This is a genomic window from Enterococcus sp. DIV0175 (assembly GCF_050529075.1).
Taxonomy (GTDB): Bacteria; Bacillota; Bacilli; order Lactobacillales; family Enterococcaceae; genus Enterococcus_B; species Enterococcus_B thailandicus.
On sequence record NZ_CP172880.1, the window covers coordinates 2,015,041 to 2,032,977 of the forward strand.

The 17,937-nt window shown below is 37.6% G+C and carries 14 protein-coding genes; all 14 read right to left on the minus strand.

Annotated elements, in window-relative coordinates; translation table 11 throughout:
- Positions 1-13 precede the first annotated feature (13 nt).
- Positions 14-403: a VOC family protein gene (locus tag IGJ76_RS09460; protein WP_067480340.1), complete on the minus strand. Its 390-nt coding sequence runs from the start codon at positions 401-403 to the stop codon at positions 14-16.
- Positions 404-471: 68 nt separating this feature from the next.
- Positions 472-1,107: an SdpI family protein gene (locus IGJ76_RS09465; RefSeq protein ID WP_270346662.1), complete on the minus strand. Its 636-nt coding sequence runs from the start codon at positions 1,105-1,107 to the stop codon at positions 472-474.
- A 262-nt stretch (positions 1,108-1,369) separates the two neighbouring features.
- Positions 1,370-4,213 (minus strand): endo-beta-N-acetylglucosaminidase, encoded by a 2,844-nt coding sequence (locus tag IGJ76_RS09470; RefSeq protein WP_430596573.1) that lies wholly within the window; start codon positions 4,211-4,213, stop codon positions 1,370-1,372.
- Positions 4,214-4,460: 247 nt separating this feature from the next.
- A complete protein-coding gene (locus IGJ76_RS09475; protein WP_067480331.1) occupies positions 4,461-4,724 on the minus strand; it encodes a type B 50S ribosomal protein L31 in 264 nt (87 codons plus the stop codon).
- Between the two features lie 98 nt (positions 4,725-4,822).
- Entirely contained in the window at positions 4,823-6,118 is a 1,296-nt protein-coding gene (gene rho / locus IGJ76_RS09480) for a transcription termination factor Rho (protein WP_067480328.1), read from the minus strand.
- On the minus strand, positions 6,115-7,386 hold the full coding sequence (locus tag IGJ76_RS09485) for a UDP-N-acetylglucosamine 1-carboxyvinyltransferase (RefSeq protein WP_067480325.1): 1,272 nt from the start codon (positions 7,384-7,386) through the stop codon (positions 6,115-6,117). Before IGJ76_RS09485 ends, rho begins: the two co-directional genes overlap by 4 nt.
- A gap of 223 nt (positions 7,387-7,609) precedes the next feature.
- A complete protein-coding gene (locus IGJ76_RS09490) occupies positions 7,610-8,542 on the minus strand; it encodes an ROK family protein (RefSeq protein WP_067480322.1) in 933 nt (310 codons plus the stop codon).
- Between the two features lie 4 nt (positions 8,543-8,546).
- A complete protein-coding gene (locus IGJ76_RS09495) occupies positions 8,547-9,173 on the minus strand; it encodes a YesL family protein (protein WP_071869267.1) in 627 nt (208 codons plus the stop codon).
- A gap of 315 nt (positions 9,174-9,488) precedes the next feature.
- Positions 9,489-11,132, minus strand: a complete 1,644-nt coding sequence (locus IGJ76_RS09500) for a sugar ABC transporter substrate-binding protein (RefSeq protein ID WP_067480317.1) — start codon at positions 11,130-11,132, stop codon at positions 9,489-9,491.
- Between the two features lie 12 nt (positions 11,133-11,144).
- Positions 11,145-12,059 carry a carbohydrate ABC transporter permease gene (locus IGJ76_RS09505; RefSeq protein ID WP_067480314.1) on the minus strand — a complete coding sequence of 305 codons (915 nt, stop codon included), beginning with the start codon at positions 12,057-12,059 and terminating at the stop codon, positions 11,145-11,147.
- A 16-nt stretch (positions 12,060-12,075) separates the two neighbouring features.
- A complete protein-coding gene (locus IGJ76_RS09510; RefSeq protein WP_197485188.1) occupies positions 12,076-12,936 on the minus strand; it encodes an ABC transporter permease in 861 nt (286 codons plus the stop codon).
- 126 nt (positions 12,937-13,062) lie between these two features.
- Positions 13,063-14,082: a LacI family DNA-binding transcriptional regulator gene (locus IGJ76_RS09515; protein ID WP_067480307.1), complete on the minus strand. Its 1,020-nt coding sequence runs from the start codon at positions 14,080-14,082 to the stop codon at positions 13,063-13,065.
- A 174-nt stretch (positions 14,083-14,256) separates the two neighbouring features.
- Positions 14,257-16,374, minus strand: coding sequence for a glycoside hydrolase family 3 N-terminal domain-containing protein (locus IGJ76_RS09520; RefSeq protein ID WP_311798174.1), 2,118 nt, complete (start codon positions 16,372-16,374; stop codon positions 14,257-14,259).
- A gap of 16 nt (positions 16,375-16,390) precedes the next feature.
- Positions 16,391-17,818, minus strand: a complete 1,428-nt coding sequence (locus IGJ76_RS09525; RefSeq protein WP_075491648.1) for a 6-phospho-beta-glucosidase — start codon at positions 17,816-17,818, stop codon at positions 16,391-16,393.
- Positions 17,819-17,937: the final 119 nt, after the last annotated feature.

The following is a 17,937-nucleotide window of genomic DNA, read 5'->3' on the forward strand; positions in this document are numbered from 1 at the left end:
TTTTTATCTTTGATTAGTCGATCGCATCTGTCGTTAATTCAATCAAGTTTCCTTCTGGATCTTGGATTACTGCCTCATAATAACCATCACCTGTTGTTCTTGGTCCGCTCAGTAAAGGATAGCCATCTTGGACAAATCGATCAGCGAAACGATCAACTTCTTCTTTCGTCCCTACCGCCATCGCTAAGTGTGCATAGCCTAAATGATCTGTGACTCGATTTGCTAGATGTGGTTTCGTTGTCAATTCTAAGCGACTCCCTGAACCAAAACTTAAAAAGTAAGATTGAAATTGTGTTTTTGGATTACGATAGCGTTCACTACTTGTTGCCTGAAAATATTTTTCGTAAAACGTTCTCATTTTTTCCAAATCTTTCGTCCAAACAGCTAAATGTTCAATATGCATCCTTCTTCATCTCCTAAAATAGTTCATTTTCATCCTATTTTCTGCTATTTTTACTAGTTTTCACTTTATCAAATTCCTTTTCGATGCAGCCAAAATGAATAAATCGTTGGAATCAAAATAACAATCACGATAATTGGCATCATTAAAAATTCCCATGAAACAAAACTTGCGAGTAACATCAAAATACCGCCTGCAATAAATGTTTTGGCACCCAGTCGATTTGTTTGTAGCCAATTCTGTTCACTGCTCAACGTCCAAGGTAAACGAATACCCACTGTATAATTTTGCGGAACAGCGGTCAGAATCACTCCTGAAACAATAAAGATGATTCCGATAAATGCAGCGGGACTAATTTTCATCAACCATGTTGCCTGATTGCCTAAAGCATAACTGATGGTCAATGATTGAACAAAAAGTGCAATCAGCGGAATGATTCCTAAAACGCTGTAGATAATCCAACGTTTTGTCACTTTTTGCTTTGGATCATTTAACACGAAAAAGGCAACCAATAATTGTAAGCCTGCCAGAAGAAATGGTAAGCCAATCAACGCAAATCCCTTTGAGCTCCAGCCATTCGCTTGCCAATTCAAATCAAAATGTGTCGCAACTTGATTCGGAATTTCTTCCCAAAAAATGGCACTTGCCACAAGTGGTAACAAGGTAATGATTACCGAGATAACAATTGCTCCACGATATTTTTTCATTTCAGACCACGTCCTTTTTTCTCTTAATGATTGTCAGCAACTCTTTTGATAATCGCTATTTCTAAGTGTACCTTTTAACTGGCAAACTGCCAACTTTTTGTCTGGATTATCCGAAAAAGGATAGACTTTTTTGATGATTAACAAAAAAGTCTAATTAAAGGAAAAAGAAAGAGCTGTGACACGAGTTTTGTCACAGCTCCTAAATTTTTATTCACTTGTTTCCTTTTTTGCAATAGGGCTGACCTATCTTCTTGTCAATTTTTTATTTCAATAAATCTTTCATTCCATAAACACCCAATTCATACATTCGCACTGCTGTGTCTGAACCTTGTGTAGGTTTATCCACACTTACTTTCACATATCGTGCTTGTTCCACGGCAAAGGTATTGGTGCTATTTTTTTCCGTATTATTGATTGTTCGTGAAACTTTCTTGTACTCTTTTCCATCTTGGCTTACTTCGATTGTATAAGCCTTTGTATTCATATCTGCATTTTCGCCACCAGCCTCTGCATGTGCGAATCGAACTTCACTGACTGTTTGGCTATTACCCAAATCGACAATGATTTCATGGGGAGGTGTTCCCGTTGCACACCATTTTGTTTCAAGTTTCCCATCAACTGCAAATTCAGGCGCTTCCGAATCATTTGTAAACGAAGAGGCTTCTGTTTTCGCATTTAAAGATAGCAACACCAATTCGGCAGGGACTTTTTGACTGATTGTAATCAAACCTTCCATCTCAATCGGTGTTTTTCCTTCTTCATTTTCTGCGGTCAGTTTTACTTTATACACACCCTCTTTATCATAAGTAACGACAGGCTCATTTTCGGTACTTGTTTCAATATCGCCACCTTCAAATTCCCAAGTCACTTTGTCCGTATTGGAAGAAGATGTATTTGTGAAACTAATTTGTTCCCCGGGAGCCGCCAATGTTTTAGAAGCCGTAAAACTTGCTTTTGGTAATGTATTATCTGGCCATTCAAAAGAGATTGGATCTGATGCCATGCCTCGATTTCCAAGAGTATCAACGGGAACAATTTCCAATTTTGTCTGTTGCACGTTCTTTTGTCTTTCCAGTCCATTGATGTAATGTGTCGTCGCAGGTGTTGCACCTAGGAAAGAACGAGTATTATCTTTATTTATTCGATAAATTTCATAATGTTCTGCTTCACTGTCTTTACTATCCCATGTCAAGCGAATCCCTGCATAATTACTTTCTTCTTCATCAAAAACAACATCTTCCACTTCAGCATTTGCAACAGCCATTTTTTCTGTAGCAGGTGAGTCCGTCATTGCAAGCTGCCCTAAATGTAATTCATAAGTGTCATTTGTTTTTTCTGAAGTTATTTTATAAGAAAGTGATGTGACTGTTTTTCCTGCAAATTTTTCTAATGAATACTTCAAGGTTGTCCAATCATTTGTTACTTTTTGACTTGATGCAACTGTTTCTGTACTTCCGTCTTCAAACGTCAAGACAATCTCCAGCTTGGTAGCATCTGATGCTTTAGCGGTTGTAGTTATCTCTGAATCTTTTGTTAGCGTTGTTTCCATTCGATAAAGCTTCACTTGGCTAACCGCATTTTTTGTCATATTTCCTCTAAACAATAATGAATTACCTCCATTGAAAGCATCTGCATAATCCATTCTAATTGATAAATCATTGTTATTTTCATGCTCCATTATCCAACGGTAAGTCGGCATGATATCTTGCATGCTTCGGTTATTCCAATCTAGACTTGATACCTTTTGGCCTTTGATAAAATAATTATACCCATTTCCTGTATTGAAATTCGTTACAAAAGGCAAAGAAGTGATTGCTGTTTGCTCCAGCGCATACGTCGAAACTCCCGGCCAATCTTGCCCTTTTAAGGCGATATTTTGAGTTGGATCTCCCTTGTCATTGACCCAAAAACGTTCTTCTCGATTTTGAAAATCATCTGGATCACTAGCAGAACTGTACGTCCAACTAGGAACGTATAATCCCAAAGAAGTATAAGGGACACCTTTATCATCCACAAATAACTCCCAATCAACTGGGGTAGCGTAACCTTTTTCTTGAACATCGATTCCTGCAAATAAATCATAAGGATCAATGCCTAATTCATTTGCTTTTTTCTTAGATGCTTTCAAAAGTTCCTTGCTTGCTAATTGCTCCGTATTCCACCAAAAATTCAAAAACATGCTATCCGCTACTGGATTCATGTCTGCATCTACTAAATAAGCTTGGTTTTGATCGGTCAAAGCGTTTTGCCAATCCATTTTTCCTTCAGATGTCATCGAATCATACCACATGATATCTAAATCAGCTTGCTTCCCTTTAAATTCTTTGATAAATTCTTGCATCAAATCGGCATGTTCTTTGTTCAATCCATCAGCTTTATCTGCTGCTTGAGCATTTTTGTTTTCTTTAGCTTCATCAAAGCTAGTCACAACTGTATCTGTTTCTTGGTTAATGAACCAGCCATCAAACCCGTAACTTTGCGCAACTTCAATCAGCTTGTCGACTAAAGGAAATGTCCCATTAGCATCTTTTTCCAAGAAAGTATCTAGCCATTCAATTTTTCCACCATGCGCAGTTTGTGGAAAGAACACAGTTCCTAACACTGGCACACCATTTTTATGAGCCGCATCAATCACATCCGGACTTGGTGGAACAATAATTCCTTCACCAGATGAACCCCCCCAGTAAACTAATTGATCGATATATTGCCAGTTAGAAAAAACATTGGCATCAAAAGTGTTCACACCTCGTGGTGCATTGCCGCTGGTACTACTGTTCATAATGGATAAAGCTACTACTTTCATCTCTGTATTTTGTGTTTTATTTGAAGGAATCAACTTTGTTTTATCTACCCGTTGTGCCAATGGTACAGCACTAACATTGTATTTTGCATCTTCGTCTTTTGAAAAGTCCCATTGCAATAACTCTTCTGGAAACCAATAAGAAGATTCTGGCTGATTAGCCATCCCTCGATCAACTTTTGCTTCTTCCGTTTCTTGATAGTCAATCGAATTTGACTCTGCTTGATTTTTGACGCCACATCCTGAGACACCAACTACACCAATTGCCAACAACAGCCCTACTCCACTTTTAAACCAACACTTCATCCATGATTCCTCCTATAGTTTTTTTATCCCAGTAAAATGATAGCGCTTACTTAGAGATAAGTACATGAACAAACTATAGAAATGTGAATACAAAATATAGATTCAAACTAATTTATTATGTGCGATTTTTTCTTTGTTTTCAATGAACTAACTCGGCTATGTCGAGAACCAAGTATAAAAAACCTGCAAAAAAACAGACCCCATCCGAAGATGAGGCCTGCCAAATATTGCATAAACAATGTTTTGATTATTCTGCAGCGTTTTGATCTTTGAGACCGTATTTTTTGTTGAAACGGTCCACACGTCCGTCTGCTTGTGTGAATTTTTGACGTCCAGTGTAGAATGGATGTGAGTCAGAAGTTACTTCGACACGGATTACTGGGTATGTATTACCGTCTTCCCATTCAACTGTTTCTTGTGAAGATTTTGTTGAACCTGACAAGAATTTGAAACCAGTTGTTGAATCCATGAATACTACTGGATGGTAATCTGGATGAATGTTTGCTTTCATAGTTTTTTCGCTCCTTTGCCCTGCTTCATTTGCTGAACCAGAGTTGATTTGTCGATTTACAACAGTAACATCTTATCATGTTTCATTCAAGGTTGCAATTATCTTTTTTGATTTCTCATTTGATTTTTCTTACCAAAGGAAACATCTTGAAACTCCGCAAAAAATTGTTGATTGTTCTTCGTTTTTCGTAAGAAACGAATCAATTGCTCAGTGTATTCCAAAGAATCACCAATCATATTTTTCCGTAGCTTCCAAATTTCTTCTAATTGCGCACTTGGAATCAATAACTCTTCTTTACGAGTTCCTGATTTTTTGATGTCGATTGCTGGGAAAATTCTTCTTTCTGCCAATTCACGTGACAATTGGAGTTCAAGATTTCCCGTTCCTTTGAACTCTTCGTAAATGACATCGTCCATTCGACTACCCGTATCGACTAAAGCAGTTGCTAGAATCGTTAAGCTCCCGCCTTCTTCGATATTACGTGCCGCTCCAAAAAATTTCTTTGGTTTGTACAACGCAGCTGGATCAATCCCTCCACTTAAAGTTCTACCACTTGGCGGAACAACTAAGTTATAGGCTCTGGCAAGTCGCGTGATACTGTCCATTAAAATGACAACATCTCGCTTATCTTCAACCAAACGCATTGCACGTTCTAAAACTAATTCCGCGACACGCGTATGATTCTGTGGTTGTAAATCAAACGTTGAAGACACCACATCACCTTTTACGCTACGCTCCAAATCGGTCACTTCTTCTGGTCGTTCATCAATTAATAAAACAATCAATTCAACATCAGGATAATTCTCAGTGATACCATTTGCAATTTCTTTTAAAACCGTTGTTTTCCCTGCTTTAGGTGGAGCAACGATTAATCCACGTTGACCAAAACCAACAGGAGAAAAAATGTCAATCATTCGTGTGGATAATCGATTAGTAGTCGTTTCTAACGTTAACTGTTCTTGTGGATAAAGAGGTGTTAGTGCTGGAAAATGAGGGCGCTCTTTCGCTTCTTCTGGGTCTTTTCCATTGACACTTTCAACATGCATCAAGCCATAATAACGTTCTGATTCTTTCGGTGGGCGGGCTTTCCCGGCAACTTTATCCCCATTTCTCAAACCAAAACGGCGAATTTGTGAAGCAGAAATATAGATGTCTTCTACACTGGGACCATAATTAATTGGACGTAAAAATCCATACCCATCTTGTCCTACGATATCTAAAATTCCTTCCATATAATAGAATCCTTGTTTTTCTGCTTGTGCACGAATGACAGAGAGTGCGAGTTCTTTTTTATTCATTTTACTGTAATAAGGAATTTTAAAATCCTTTGCGTAGCTGTAAATTTCTTTTAACGTTTTATTTTCCAGCTCCGCCATTGTCAAATAATCGCTCATTCGGCCTCCACTTCCTCAATCATTTCAATTGATGCACCTAAAGCAGTCAACTTTTCAATAATATGATCATAGCCACGTAAAATATATTCGACATTATAAATTGTCGTCGTTCCTTCTGCTAGCAACCCAGCAATAACTAAACAAGCTCCTGCCCGAAGATCAGATGCCACAACTTCTGCCCCATGTAACTTACTTGGACCATTTATAATAATCATGTTTCCTTCAACTGAAATGTCTGCACCCATTCGCGCTAGCTCAGGTACATGATTGACACGCTTGGCATAGATCGTATCAATGATTTCTGCGGTGCCAGATGTCATTAACAATAATGGCGTCAATGGTTGTTGCAAATCTGTCGCAAAACCTGGATATGGATAAGTCATCACATTCACAGCTTTCAACTCCGTTGCCGGATAGACTTCAATCTCGTCCTCACTGATTTTCATTTTGACACCAATTTCTTGTAATTTAGCAATGAAGCTTTCAAGATGCTCATAAATAACGTTTTTTACTTTTATTCCATCTCCTGCAGCTGCTGCAAGAGCTAAGTACGTTCCCGCTTCAATTCGGTCAGGAATCATGAAATGACGACAACCATGTAATTCATCAACACCGTCGATACGGATAATGTCCGTACCTGCACCACGAACGTTTGCACCCATGTTGTTCAATAATGTCGCAACGTCAATAATTTCTGGCTCACGAGCCGCGTTTTCAATGATTGTTTGGCCTTTTGCTTTTACTGCCGCAAGCATGACATTGATTGTCGCACCTACAGAAACAACATCCATAAAAATTCGATTTCCTTGCATTTGGCCATTTTCAGTTCGCAAATACATTGCGCCATGTTCATTTGTAACTTGTGCGCCTAGCGCCTCGAATCCTTTAACATGTAAATCAATTGGTCGCGGACCTAAATAACAGCCACCAGGCAAGCCAACTACAGCTTCACCAAATTTTCCTAATAATGTTCCCATAAAATAGTACGATGCACGTAAACTATTGATTTTCCCATTTGGCATTGGCACAGATACGATTTCTGTTGGATCAATTTCTAATACGTTATTTGAAAAAGTAATCTTTGCACCCATAATTTCTAAAATTTCAATTAATGAATGGACATCCTGAATATCAGGGACACCTTCTAAAATCACTGGGGAATTTGCTAAAATAGCCGCCGGAATCAATGCCACAGCACTATTTTTTGCCCCACTAATCGTTACTTCACCTGTTAGTGAACGGCCACCATTGATAACGATTTTCTTCATAAAATCCACCTATTCTTAATTTATTCATACTCGCTAATTTTACCATAGACTGTCATTTTTCAAAAGCTTGGGATCATATCTACACATAAACAACTTTTTATTGTCCCTTTCGACCACTTTTTTACAAAAAAAAGAGACTGAAAAATAATTTTCCAGCCTACTTTCTATTTAGTAATTTGAACTATTTTTTCTCAAACATTCTTTGAATAATCAAGTGCTTTATTCACTTTGTCACTTGACGATGAATTTGATAAACAGCACCAATCATGCCTGCATCATTTTGCAATTTAGCTGGGCGAACAGCAGCAATCGTTTTGTTTTTAAGATAATGAATTGATTCGTGACGATTCATCACTTCTTCCAAACGTTTTTGAAATCGTTGATTAAATTCCTCGTTGGAACTGATTCCTCCACCAAATAAAATCAGTTCTGGATCAAAAAAACTAATCAGATTCAACATTCCCACAGATAGATCTGTTAAAAATTGTTCTACTATATTGATTGCCAGCACTTCTCCTTCTGCCTCTCTTTGAAAAATTTCTCGAGCATCTAAAATCATTGGTGCAGCTGCATCTAATTTTTTTTGGCTCAAATTATATTGATAACAGAGACCGCCAACGGTTGCTGCTCGTTTGTTCCACGAAACTTCTTCGATATCGCCTTCTGCTGGTAAGTGATCAATGATACTCCACCCAAATTCGCCAGCCATCCCATGAGCGCCTCGAAAAACTTCCCCATTGAGCACGATTCCTCCGCCAATACCTGTTCCTAAAACAATGCATAAATAATTTTCTAGCCCTTGTGCATTCCCAATCCAATGTTCTGCAATCGCTGCGGCATTCGCATCATTTTCGATAGAAACAGGCAAGCCAGTTAGTCGTTCCAGTTCTATTTTGATATTGGCTCCATAAAAAGGTCTAATTGCACCAGCAGTAAGCATGTATCCATCTTCTTGGATAATACCTGGCGCACTAATACCAATCCCCTCAATTTTTTCATATCGTTTTTGAGCATCTTTCACGATTGTATCTAGCTCAACCAAAAAGTCTGCCAACTGATAATTTGTTGGAATTGCAGATTTTTCTAAAATATTCCCAACTTCATCTAGAACACCATATTTGACAGTCGTTCCACCAATATCAAATCCTACATACATATGATCAACTTCCCTCTTCTAAATTCTCGTACGAATGAAAAACGCCCAACAATAACTTTGCTTTGATAAAAATGATCGTGCCGATTCCTAAAAAGAGCCATGCAAATAATAAACTTGGCAAATAAAGAGGCAGCATTATCCCTCCACCAATTGTTATAAAAAACAACAGGATACTACTTGGTAAATGTTTTAGTGATAAGATGCAAGCATTGACCAATGTTCCTGTTAAATTATTTTCAAAACGAGCAATTAACGGAAACAGATATAATCCCATCAAAACAAGTAATGTGACAAATAACATTACTAAATAATAGGCAATTTTATTTCCAATCAATAACGGTTGAATGAAAGGCAACAGAAAAAAAACACCACTACTCACACCCAAAATCAGCAACCACATTTTCGTTGCCAGAACAAAATTTTGTTTAAACTGATGAACATATTCTTTATACAAGACACCTTCTCTATGATCGACCATTTTATAAGCAGTCCCATAAGCACTAGCCATCGCCGCACCAATTGTGAGTACTGGTAAACAGGAAAGTATAAAAATAATCGTCAATAATAGCACTTGATAAATTCGTTGCATTCCTTCGTAGATTTTACCTTCTGTACTAAAAATTTTTTGCATTTTTTTCCCTCCTGAATAATCCTGTTCATACAAATCAAAAAGATGGTCACAGATTAGAAATGTTTCGTTGCTCGCGTTTTAACTTTTCTTCACAAGGTAGTTCAGTCATTTCGCCTCAATTCAAAACTATGGCACTTATTTTGATTCTTTGAACATTTTTAGCCGTCATTCAGCTAGCTTATTTGAACGAACTCTGTTTATTTCGTAGGTGTTCACAGACTCCTTTTTCAAAAAGAAGTCGAGCTTCTCGAAAATTGATGCGTACATTTTTGAGAAGCTCTTTTTTATTTAAGACTTCTTTTTTATTTTTAAAGATTACATCGCTAATTTTTCTTTATTCTCTTGAATTTTCTCATTACGAACTTTATTCACATCATCGATTTTGTTTTCTTCTTGGAACGTTTTGTACTTAGCTAATAAATCATCTAGTTCTTTTTCATCTTTGGCACGTAACATACCAACCAATGTTGTACTCCAGTTTGTTTGGATGGCACTTAAGGCACGCGCTTCTTGACTTCCAGCATCTGGTCCAATATTTTCCGTTAAGAATTGAGAAGTTAGTTTGCCTTCTCCCCATTGTTGCATTTGTTTAACTGCATCAACGTAGGAATCATCGTTCATTGCTTTAAAACGGTCATGACCAAACTGGATAAATTCACCCATTCGATACTCCAATTGCCACTTTTCTGGATCTTCTTGTTGAATTTTTCTTGCTTCATCTGTCCATTGTACTTTATCACCATCTTTGGTATAAGTTTCGCCTTCAATCCCAAAGTTCGTTAACATTTCGCCTTCATCACTTAGCAAATAAGTAAATAATTGGATTGCTTTTGCAGGATCTTGACAATTTTTACCAATATAGTTGATCATCCAACCAGAGATACCTGCCTGTGTTAACGTTGGATCATTTCCTTTGGTGCTTTGAATTCCATCAACTGCAATGTATTCAGAATCAGGATTAGCAGCTTTAAATGTTTGCAGCGGGATACCTTGGTTAACAAATGAACCAATCATTACAGCGCCATATTTTCCAGTTTGTAATTTTTCTTTGAATTTATCACCATCATCAGTAAACGTGTCATCCGAGATATTTCCATCTTCATGGACTTGGCGGAATGCTTTGACCCATTTGATATAATCTTCGTCTAAATTACGATCGTAGTAATCATCACCATCTGTATAAGGAACACCCAGCATATCTTGAACCACACTATCCATTGAACCATTGGATGAACCATCTTTGGCAAAGTCATTAAATCCAAACGGAATCAATTCAGGAAACTGTTCTTTGATTTTCTTCATTCCAGCAACAAAACCATCTGGTGTAGTGAAATCTGGTTTGCCAATTGCTTCATAAACATCTTTTCGAATAATGAACGCATCACGGGCAAAAATATCACCACTGTCAAAATCTGCTTGAACATTTGAATAATCTGGATAGCCATAAGATTTTCCATCTGAGAGTTTGTACCAGTTTAATGTTTCTTGACGTGCCACTTGATTGAAATATGGATCATACTTTTCAGCTAGATCTTGTAATGGAAGCGCCCAAGAGTTGGCTTTTCTAGCTACTTGTGAATTTGAATCAAAGACAGTCACGATATCTGGCATGTCACCACCAGCAAAATAAGTATTTAATTTTGTGTCATCACCTGTGATGAATTTAATATCAATATTCAAGTCTTCTTTTACTTTTTTTGTCACCATATCTTTCCCAAATTCAGTATTCCACCAGTCGGCATTGACATACCAAGTTAATTTCGTTGCCTCTTCTTTTTTATCTAACTTCCAAGCAGGTGTATCTTTCTCTGGTGTATAGCGATCTTCAATTGAGGGAAGTTCTACTGTTTTATCTGCTGATGCTTCCTCTTTGCCGCTACCACAAGCACCTAAAGCTAGTAACACCGTACTCGTTAATGCCAACATACCTACGACCTTTTTCTTTGAGACTCCAAACATTGATTATTCCTCCTATTCTTTGACTGCCCCAAGCATCATGCCTGAGATAAAATGTTTTTGTAGCAATGGATAAATGATTAAAATTGGAACGGTCGTAACAACGATCGTTGCCAACTGTACTCCTTTAGATGTAGTACTGATTTCAACAGCAGCATTCAATCCTTGCTGTGAGGCTGCCTGAGATTGTGTAATGATTTCATAAAGTTTCATTTGTAATGGATAGAGTGCTTTATCCGTAACATACAGTTTTGCTGTCATGAAATCATTCCATTGCCAGACACCGTGAAAGAGGGCAATTGTTGCAAGTGCTGGCTTTGATAATGGCACAAAAATTTTTAAGAAAACGCCCCAATCGCTTGCGCCATCAATTTTTGCTGACTCTTCTAGTGAAGTCGGTACATCACGGAAAAAATTCATTAAAATAATAACATCATAGTATGACAACAACGCTGGGATAATATAAACCCAAAAAGTATTCAACAGGCCTAACGATTTGATTAATAAATAGGTTGGGATCATTCCCCCTGAGAAAAACATCGTAATAATTCCCATTGTCGAGTAAAGATTGCGGCCTTTTAAATTGCGCTTAGACAAAGCATAGGCCATAATTGCACAAAAAGCCGTATGTGCTAACACACCAAGAACCGTTTTTCCAATCGAGATAATCAATGCCTGCCACATAGAGGAATCGCCAAGCACTTTGCGATAGTTATCCATCGAGATTTCCGAAGGCCAAAAGACAAAATCTCCTTTTGCCAAAGCATCACTTGAAGCAAAAGAGGAAGCAACAATATTCCAAACAGGTACGATAATCATGATTGTGAAAACTAGCAAGAGCAAGACATTGACAAAATTAAAGATCTTACTGTCTTTGTCTTGTACAACATTACTCTTGGGTTTTGATAAAGATAATTTTCTTTTTTCCATCGTCTTTACTCCTTTCTTATAAAACGGACTGATTATCGTTTAATTTCTTAGTTACGATATTCGTTGCAACCAGTAAGATAACTGAAATGATTGAAATACCTAATCCAACAGCCGTGGCGTAAGAAAAATCTCCCTGCATTAAACCAACTCGATAAACATATGAATTGATTACTTCTGCCTTGGGTTGATTTTGTGAGTTCATTAAAACCAATGTCTGATCTAAATTCGAATTAAATAAACCGCTTACACTAAGGATCAAGTTTAAAGAAATAATATTTCGAATCATCGGGATCGTGATACTCCAAATTTGACGCATTCGAGTGGCACCATCCATTTTTGCTGCTTCATAATACGTGGGATCAATTCGTGACATCGTCGCAAGGTACAAAATCGTTCCCCACCCGGCTTCTTTCCACACATCAGATAAAGAAGCAATCCACCAATATTTTCCTGCATCCAACATATGGTTTTGCTTCGCTTGGATACCAATGAAATTCAAAAGTTCATTAATCATTCCGTTAGAAGAAAACCAAGTAATCAACATCCCACCGAGTATAATCCAAGAAAGGAAGTGTGGTAAGTAAGAAATCGTTTGGATCGTCCGTTTAAAGACGCTGTCTCTTAATTCATAAATCATCACCGCAATAATAATCGGTAGGACAAAACCAAAAGCTAGTTTTAAGCCACTAATTCCTAACGTATTGACCACTGATTGCCAGAAATATTTATCTTCCATAATAATTTTAAAGTTTTCCAGTCCCACCCATTGTGCACTTTCAATCGTATCAATCACTGTATAATTTTTAAAAGCAATCACTAAGCCATAGATGGGAATAAAGCTGAATATAATCATGTAGACAATACCTGGAATCGCCATCGATTGTAATTGCCACTGGCGACCAAAATTTCGAAACCACTTCTTGATACGAACGTTTAGTGTTGGTTTTACTTTTGCTTCCAACTGATCTTCCTCCTCGTTGTTTTTCCTTTTAAATCTATTACGCTAACTTTCGTGTTTGTTACGCAACTCTTTCGCTGTTTCTCCCGCAATCAACTGGCAGTCTAAACTTTTATTCTCACCAGTTTTTTGGTTATCAATCAAATGCAATAGCTCAATAACTGCTTGACGTCCCTGCTCACGAATCGGATTCCGAATCGTCGATATCTTTGGTTTGAAATAACGAAGTAATTCAATATCATCAAACCCAACCACACTAAAATCTTCTGGTACCGACATTGCTAACCCTTCGATTGCTTTGATAACGCCGATTGCACTTAAATCATTTCCAGCAATCCACGCTGTAGGCCAGCTGTTCTTTTCTTGCATGTTTAAGTACTGTGTCATATTGTTAAAACTAGCTTTTTCTTCAAATAATCCTGGGATAATCCACTGTTCGTTAATTGTCAATCCAGCTTCCTTCATAGTCTCTTCAAAGCCTAAATAACGTTCATCACTATCATAGACACCTGGATGTCCGGGTAAAAACCCAATTTTTTGATGTCCTTTTTCAATTAAATACTGTGTCGCTAATTTTCCAGCCTTTCGAGAAGAAAAGACCACACTACTGATACTTTGATCCTCAATTTCTCGATCCATAAAAACAGCTTTGATTCCTTCTGACTGAATCGTACCTAGTGCTTCATCATCAATCAGATCTTCAAATCCGATAAACCCATCAACCATATTTCCTAATAGATGCGAGCTTAGCACCTTTTTATCAGAAGAAATAATTACGTTCACACCATAGTGATGCTGTTCTGCTTCCTTCACGATTGCTTCGATCAGGGTACTAAAGTAAGGACCGATAATCGTATGCGTATAAAAGCCAATCATATTGGTGTGTTTTGCTTTTAGATTTTTCCCAAATAAATTCGGTGTATAATGCAGTTTTTTAGCCGCAGTCAGGACTTTTTCTTTTGTTTTTGGTGTTACCACATCAACATTATTCAATGCTTTTGAAACAGTCGCAATTGAGACATTCGCTTCTTGAGCAACTTCACGAATAGTTATTCGTTCTTTCATAACTCCCTCCAAATAAAAACGTTTTTATTTTTCTTAAATAAGTAAAGAAGTCTTTTTTACATTCACATCATAGATAAAAACGTTTTCAAAAACAATAACTTGTCCCCTTAATGGTTTTCGTTTCCCACTTTTGAAAAAAAAGTCATAGTGGCACAAGCTGTACCACTAAGAAAATTATGTTAGAATAAATCGGCTTTCTGCCACAATATTCGCTACACTTTCCCCTAAAAATAAACGAAATCCGCCCGATTCAATCGTCTTTTTTAAATCTATATGACTATAGGCCAATTCAGCTGGCGAAACTACAAACTCGACTTTCTTTGTTTCGCCTGCAGCTAGTTCAACTTTTGTCCACTTCAAAAGTTCGATTTTTGGTCGAATAACTTCGGTAACCTCATCTTGGAAATAAAGTTGTGGTAACGCCCACCCTTTAATCTTGGAGTTATTCCTCACTTCAAAACTCACTGTCAACTCTTCCTCTTTCGTTAGCGTATCACTTGAGAGGGAAAAATTTTTATATTGAAACTCGCTATAAGACAATCCATGACCGAAACAGTACAATGGATGATTTTCTTCATCCATATAGCGTGAAATATATTTTTCATGATAGTTTTCTTTTGTTTGTGGCCGTCCAGTCGACATCTCTTGATAAGAATAAGGCAGTTGCCCAACACTACGAGGAAAACTCATCGGTAAGTGTGCCGTAAAATTTTCTGCACCACTCAAAAGCATCGCTAAAGCATCTCCTGTTTGGCTACCTAAAAACCAAGCAGAAACAATAGCATCTACTTTCTCAACGACATCTGTCAGAACTAATGGCCGTCCACTAAAGGTCACTAAAATCTTTTCAATCTCATATGTCGCTAATAAATCAATCAATTCGAGTTCGATCGCTTTTAATTTTAATTCTGCGCGACTTGCAGCTTCGCCCGCTTCTTCGCTTTTCTCCCCAACTGCGATGATAACTTTATCAGCGACTTGGATTGCTTGCTCAATTGCTTTTTTGTCAAGTTGGTCAGTCACTGAAATAAGCTGGACTTCAGAAAATTGCTGTTTTAGACCACTAGCAAGTGAAATGGCTTTTTTCGAATCGCCAATCCATGACCATGCTCCAAGTACGTCTTGTGTTGTTGCTTTCGTACCGATCAATAAAATTTTTTCTGTTGATTCTAAAGGAAGAACAGCATTATTTTTCAAAAGTACAGCAGAATTAAGAGCTGCTTGATAACTTAATTCTTGGAGTTCAGATAAATCAACCGTCACGTCCAGCCCACGATACGGATTTTCAAATAAGCCTAACTCATTCTTCAAAGTCAAGATACGCCAAACTGCTTCATCTAATTTTTTTAATTGCTCTTTTGTTTCAATCATTTCTGCAAGCTCATTTAAATAGCAATCTGTCATCATATCGATATCAACGGTTGCCTCGAAGGCTTTTTTTGCTGCTTCACGTGGGTTTTCAGCTACGCGGTGATTCATCAACTCAGCAATTGCTGCCCAATCTGAAATTACGACACCGTCAAAACCCAATTCATCTCGCAAAATGCCTTTAATCAGCTTTCGATTTCCCGTTACTGGTACCCCATGTAAACTATTGAATGACGTCATAACCATTTTTACGCCATTCGCAATTGCTCCTTCAAAAGCAGGCAGATAGTTTTGGTACAACTCAACATCAGAAAAATCTACCGTATTATAATCACGACCACCCTCGGCAGCTCCGTAACCAACAAAGTGCTTCACACAAGCCGCTACACGATGTGATTCTGTTGCTAAATTTTTTCCTTGATAGCCTTTGACATACGCTTCTGTTAATGCGCGAGAAAGTCTAGGGTCTTCACCATTACTTTCTAATACGCGTCCCCAACGAGGATCTTTGACATAGTCTGCCATCGGAGAAAAAGTTACTTGAATACCCTCACTGGCAGCTTCTGCGGCAGATGCCTTTGCTACTTTTTCAATCAATTCAGGATCAAAACTACTAGCTAGCGCTAATGGAATCGGAAAAATCGTTTCATAACCATGAATAACATCTGCCATAAACATTAAAGGAATCTGATGTTGACTGTGCGCTAAATAATCTTCTTGAATTTTTCTGACTTCCGTTCCTCGGTGGGTACCTAAAACAGATCCTACTTGATAAAGCTGATCCATCCCCATTGACCACTCTGACATTGGGCCAGTAATTTCTCCTTGATTTCCAAAAAAATTAGGCGTTACTTGAGCTAATTGCCCAATTTTTTCAGCTAGACTTAACTTGTCCATTACTTTTTTTAGTTCACGAATTTCCATGATGTGCTCCTTTAGGCTATTGATTTTCTTGAATCAATTTTTGATACCAAGCAAAGGAATCTTTTTTCAAACGAACCAAACTTCCCTTGCCTTCATTATCTTTATCAACATAAATCATGCCGTAGCGTTTTTCCATTTCACCGGAACCAAAGCTAACTAAATCAATGATCCCCCAAGGTGTATAGCCCAGCAAATCAACACCATCAACATGTACAGCCAGATTCATTTGCTCAATGTGTTTTTGCAAATAGTCAATCCGATAGGTATCATGGACTTGCCCATCTTCTAATCGGTCGTAGGCACCAAAACCATTTTCAACAATAAAAAGAGGTAGATTATAACGTTCATAGACAACATTCAAGGTATAACGCAACCCGACTGGATCAATTTGCCAACCCCAATCACTTGCTTGAACATAAGGATTTCGAACGACTTTTGCACCTGGAAAATCAGTGATGTTTTCCCCTGAAATCTCTGGTAAAGTCGTTACTGCACCAGACATATAATAACTGAAACCAATATAATCAACTGTTCCTTCTTTCAAAGCTTGTGTTTCGTCTTCGGTAATTTCGATTTGATACCCTTTTTCTTCCCAATATTTTTTGGCATAAGTAGGAATAACACCACGAGCATGAATATCAGAATAAAAGAAGCGACGATCCATTACTTTGACGGATGCCATTAAATCTTCTGGATTACAAGAATATGGATAAACTGGTACGTACGCCATCATGCAACCAATTTGAAACTCAGGATTGATTTTATGTCCTAGTCGAACGACTTTTGCACTGGCAATCAACTCATTTAAACCTGCTTGAAAAGTCAATTCTTCTTTATTTTCACCCGCCTGAAAAAGCATGGCAGAATTGGTCCAAGTGTGTAGCTCATGTTGTCCGTCTGCCTGATTATTGATTTCGTTAAAGGTCATCCAATATTTCACTTTTTTCTGATAGCGCGTCATGACTGTTTCAGCATAATGAACGAAGAAATCAATCAACTTTTTATTTTTGAATCCACCATATGCTTCATGTAAATGATAAGGAATTTCAAAATGTGATAAAGTAATCACCGGTTCAATCCCATTTCTCAATAATTCATCAAATAAATCATCATAAAATTGCAAACCTGCTTCATTTGGCTCTTCCTCATCTCCATTCGGAAAAATTCTTGCCCAGTTGATTGATGTTCGAAACACGTTTAAGCCTAATTCTTTAAACAAAGCAATATCTTCTTTGTAACGATGATAGAAGTCGATTGCTTCATGGTTGGGATAATTTTTACCAGGGATCACACCTTTCGTAATTTCTCGTGCAACCCCATTTGCACCAGCTGTCATTACGTCAGCAATACTGATTCCTTTGCCGTCAGCATTCCAAGCACCTTCAATTTGATGAGCTGCTACTGCGCCACCCCATAAAAAATCTTTTGGAAATTTATTTGCCATTATTGGTCACCTCAATTAGTTAATGCCCTTAGTATAGTTAGGAAATCTGACTTACTCAATGCCTGTACAAAACTCTGGCATGAAATCCAGTAAATAGAAAAAAACACCATCATGGTACA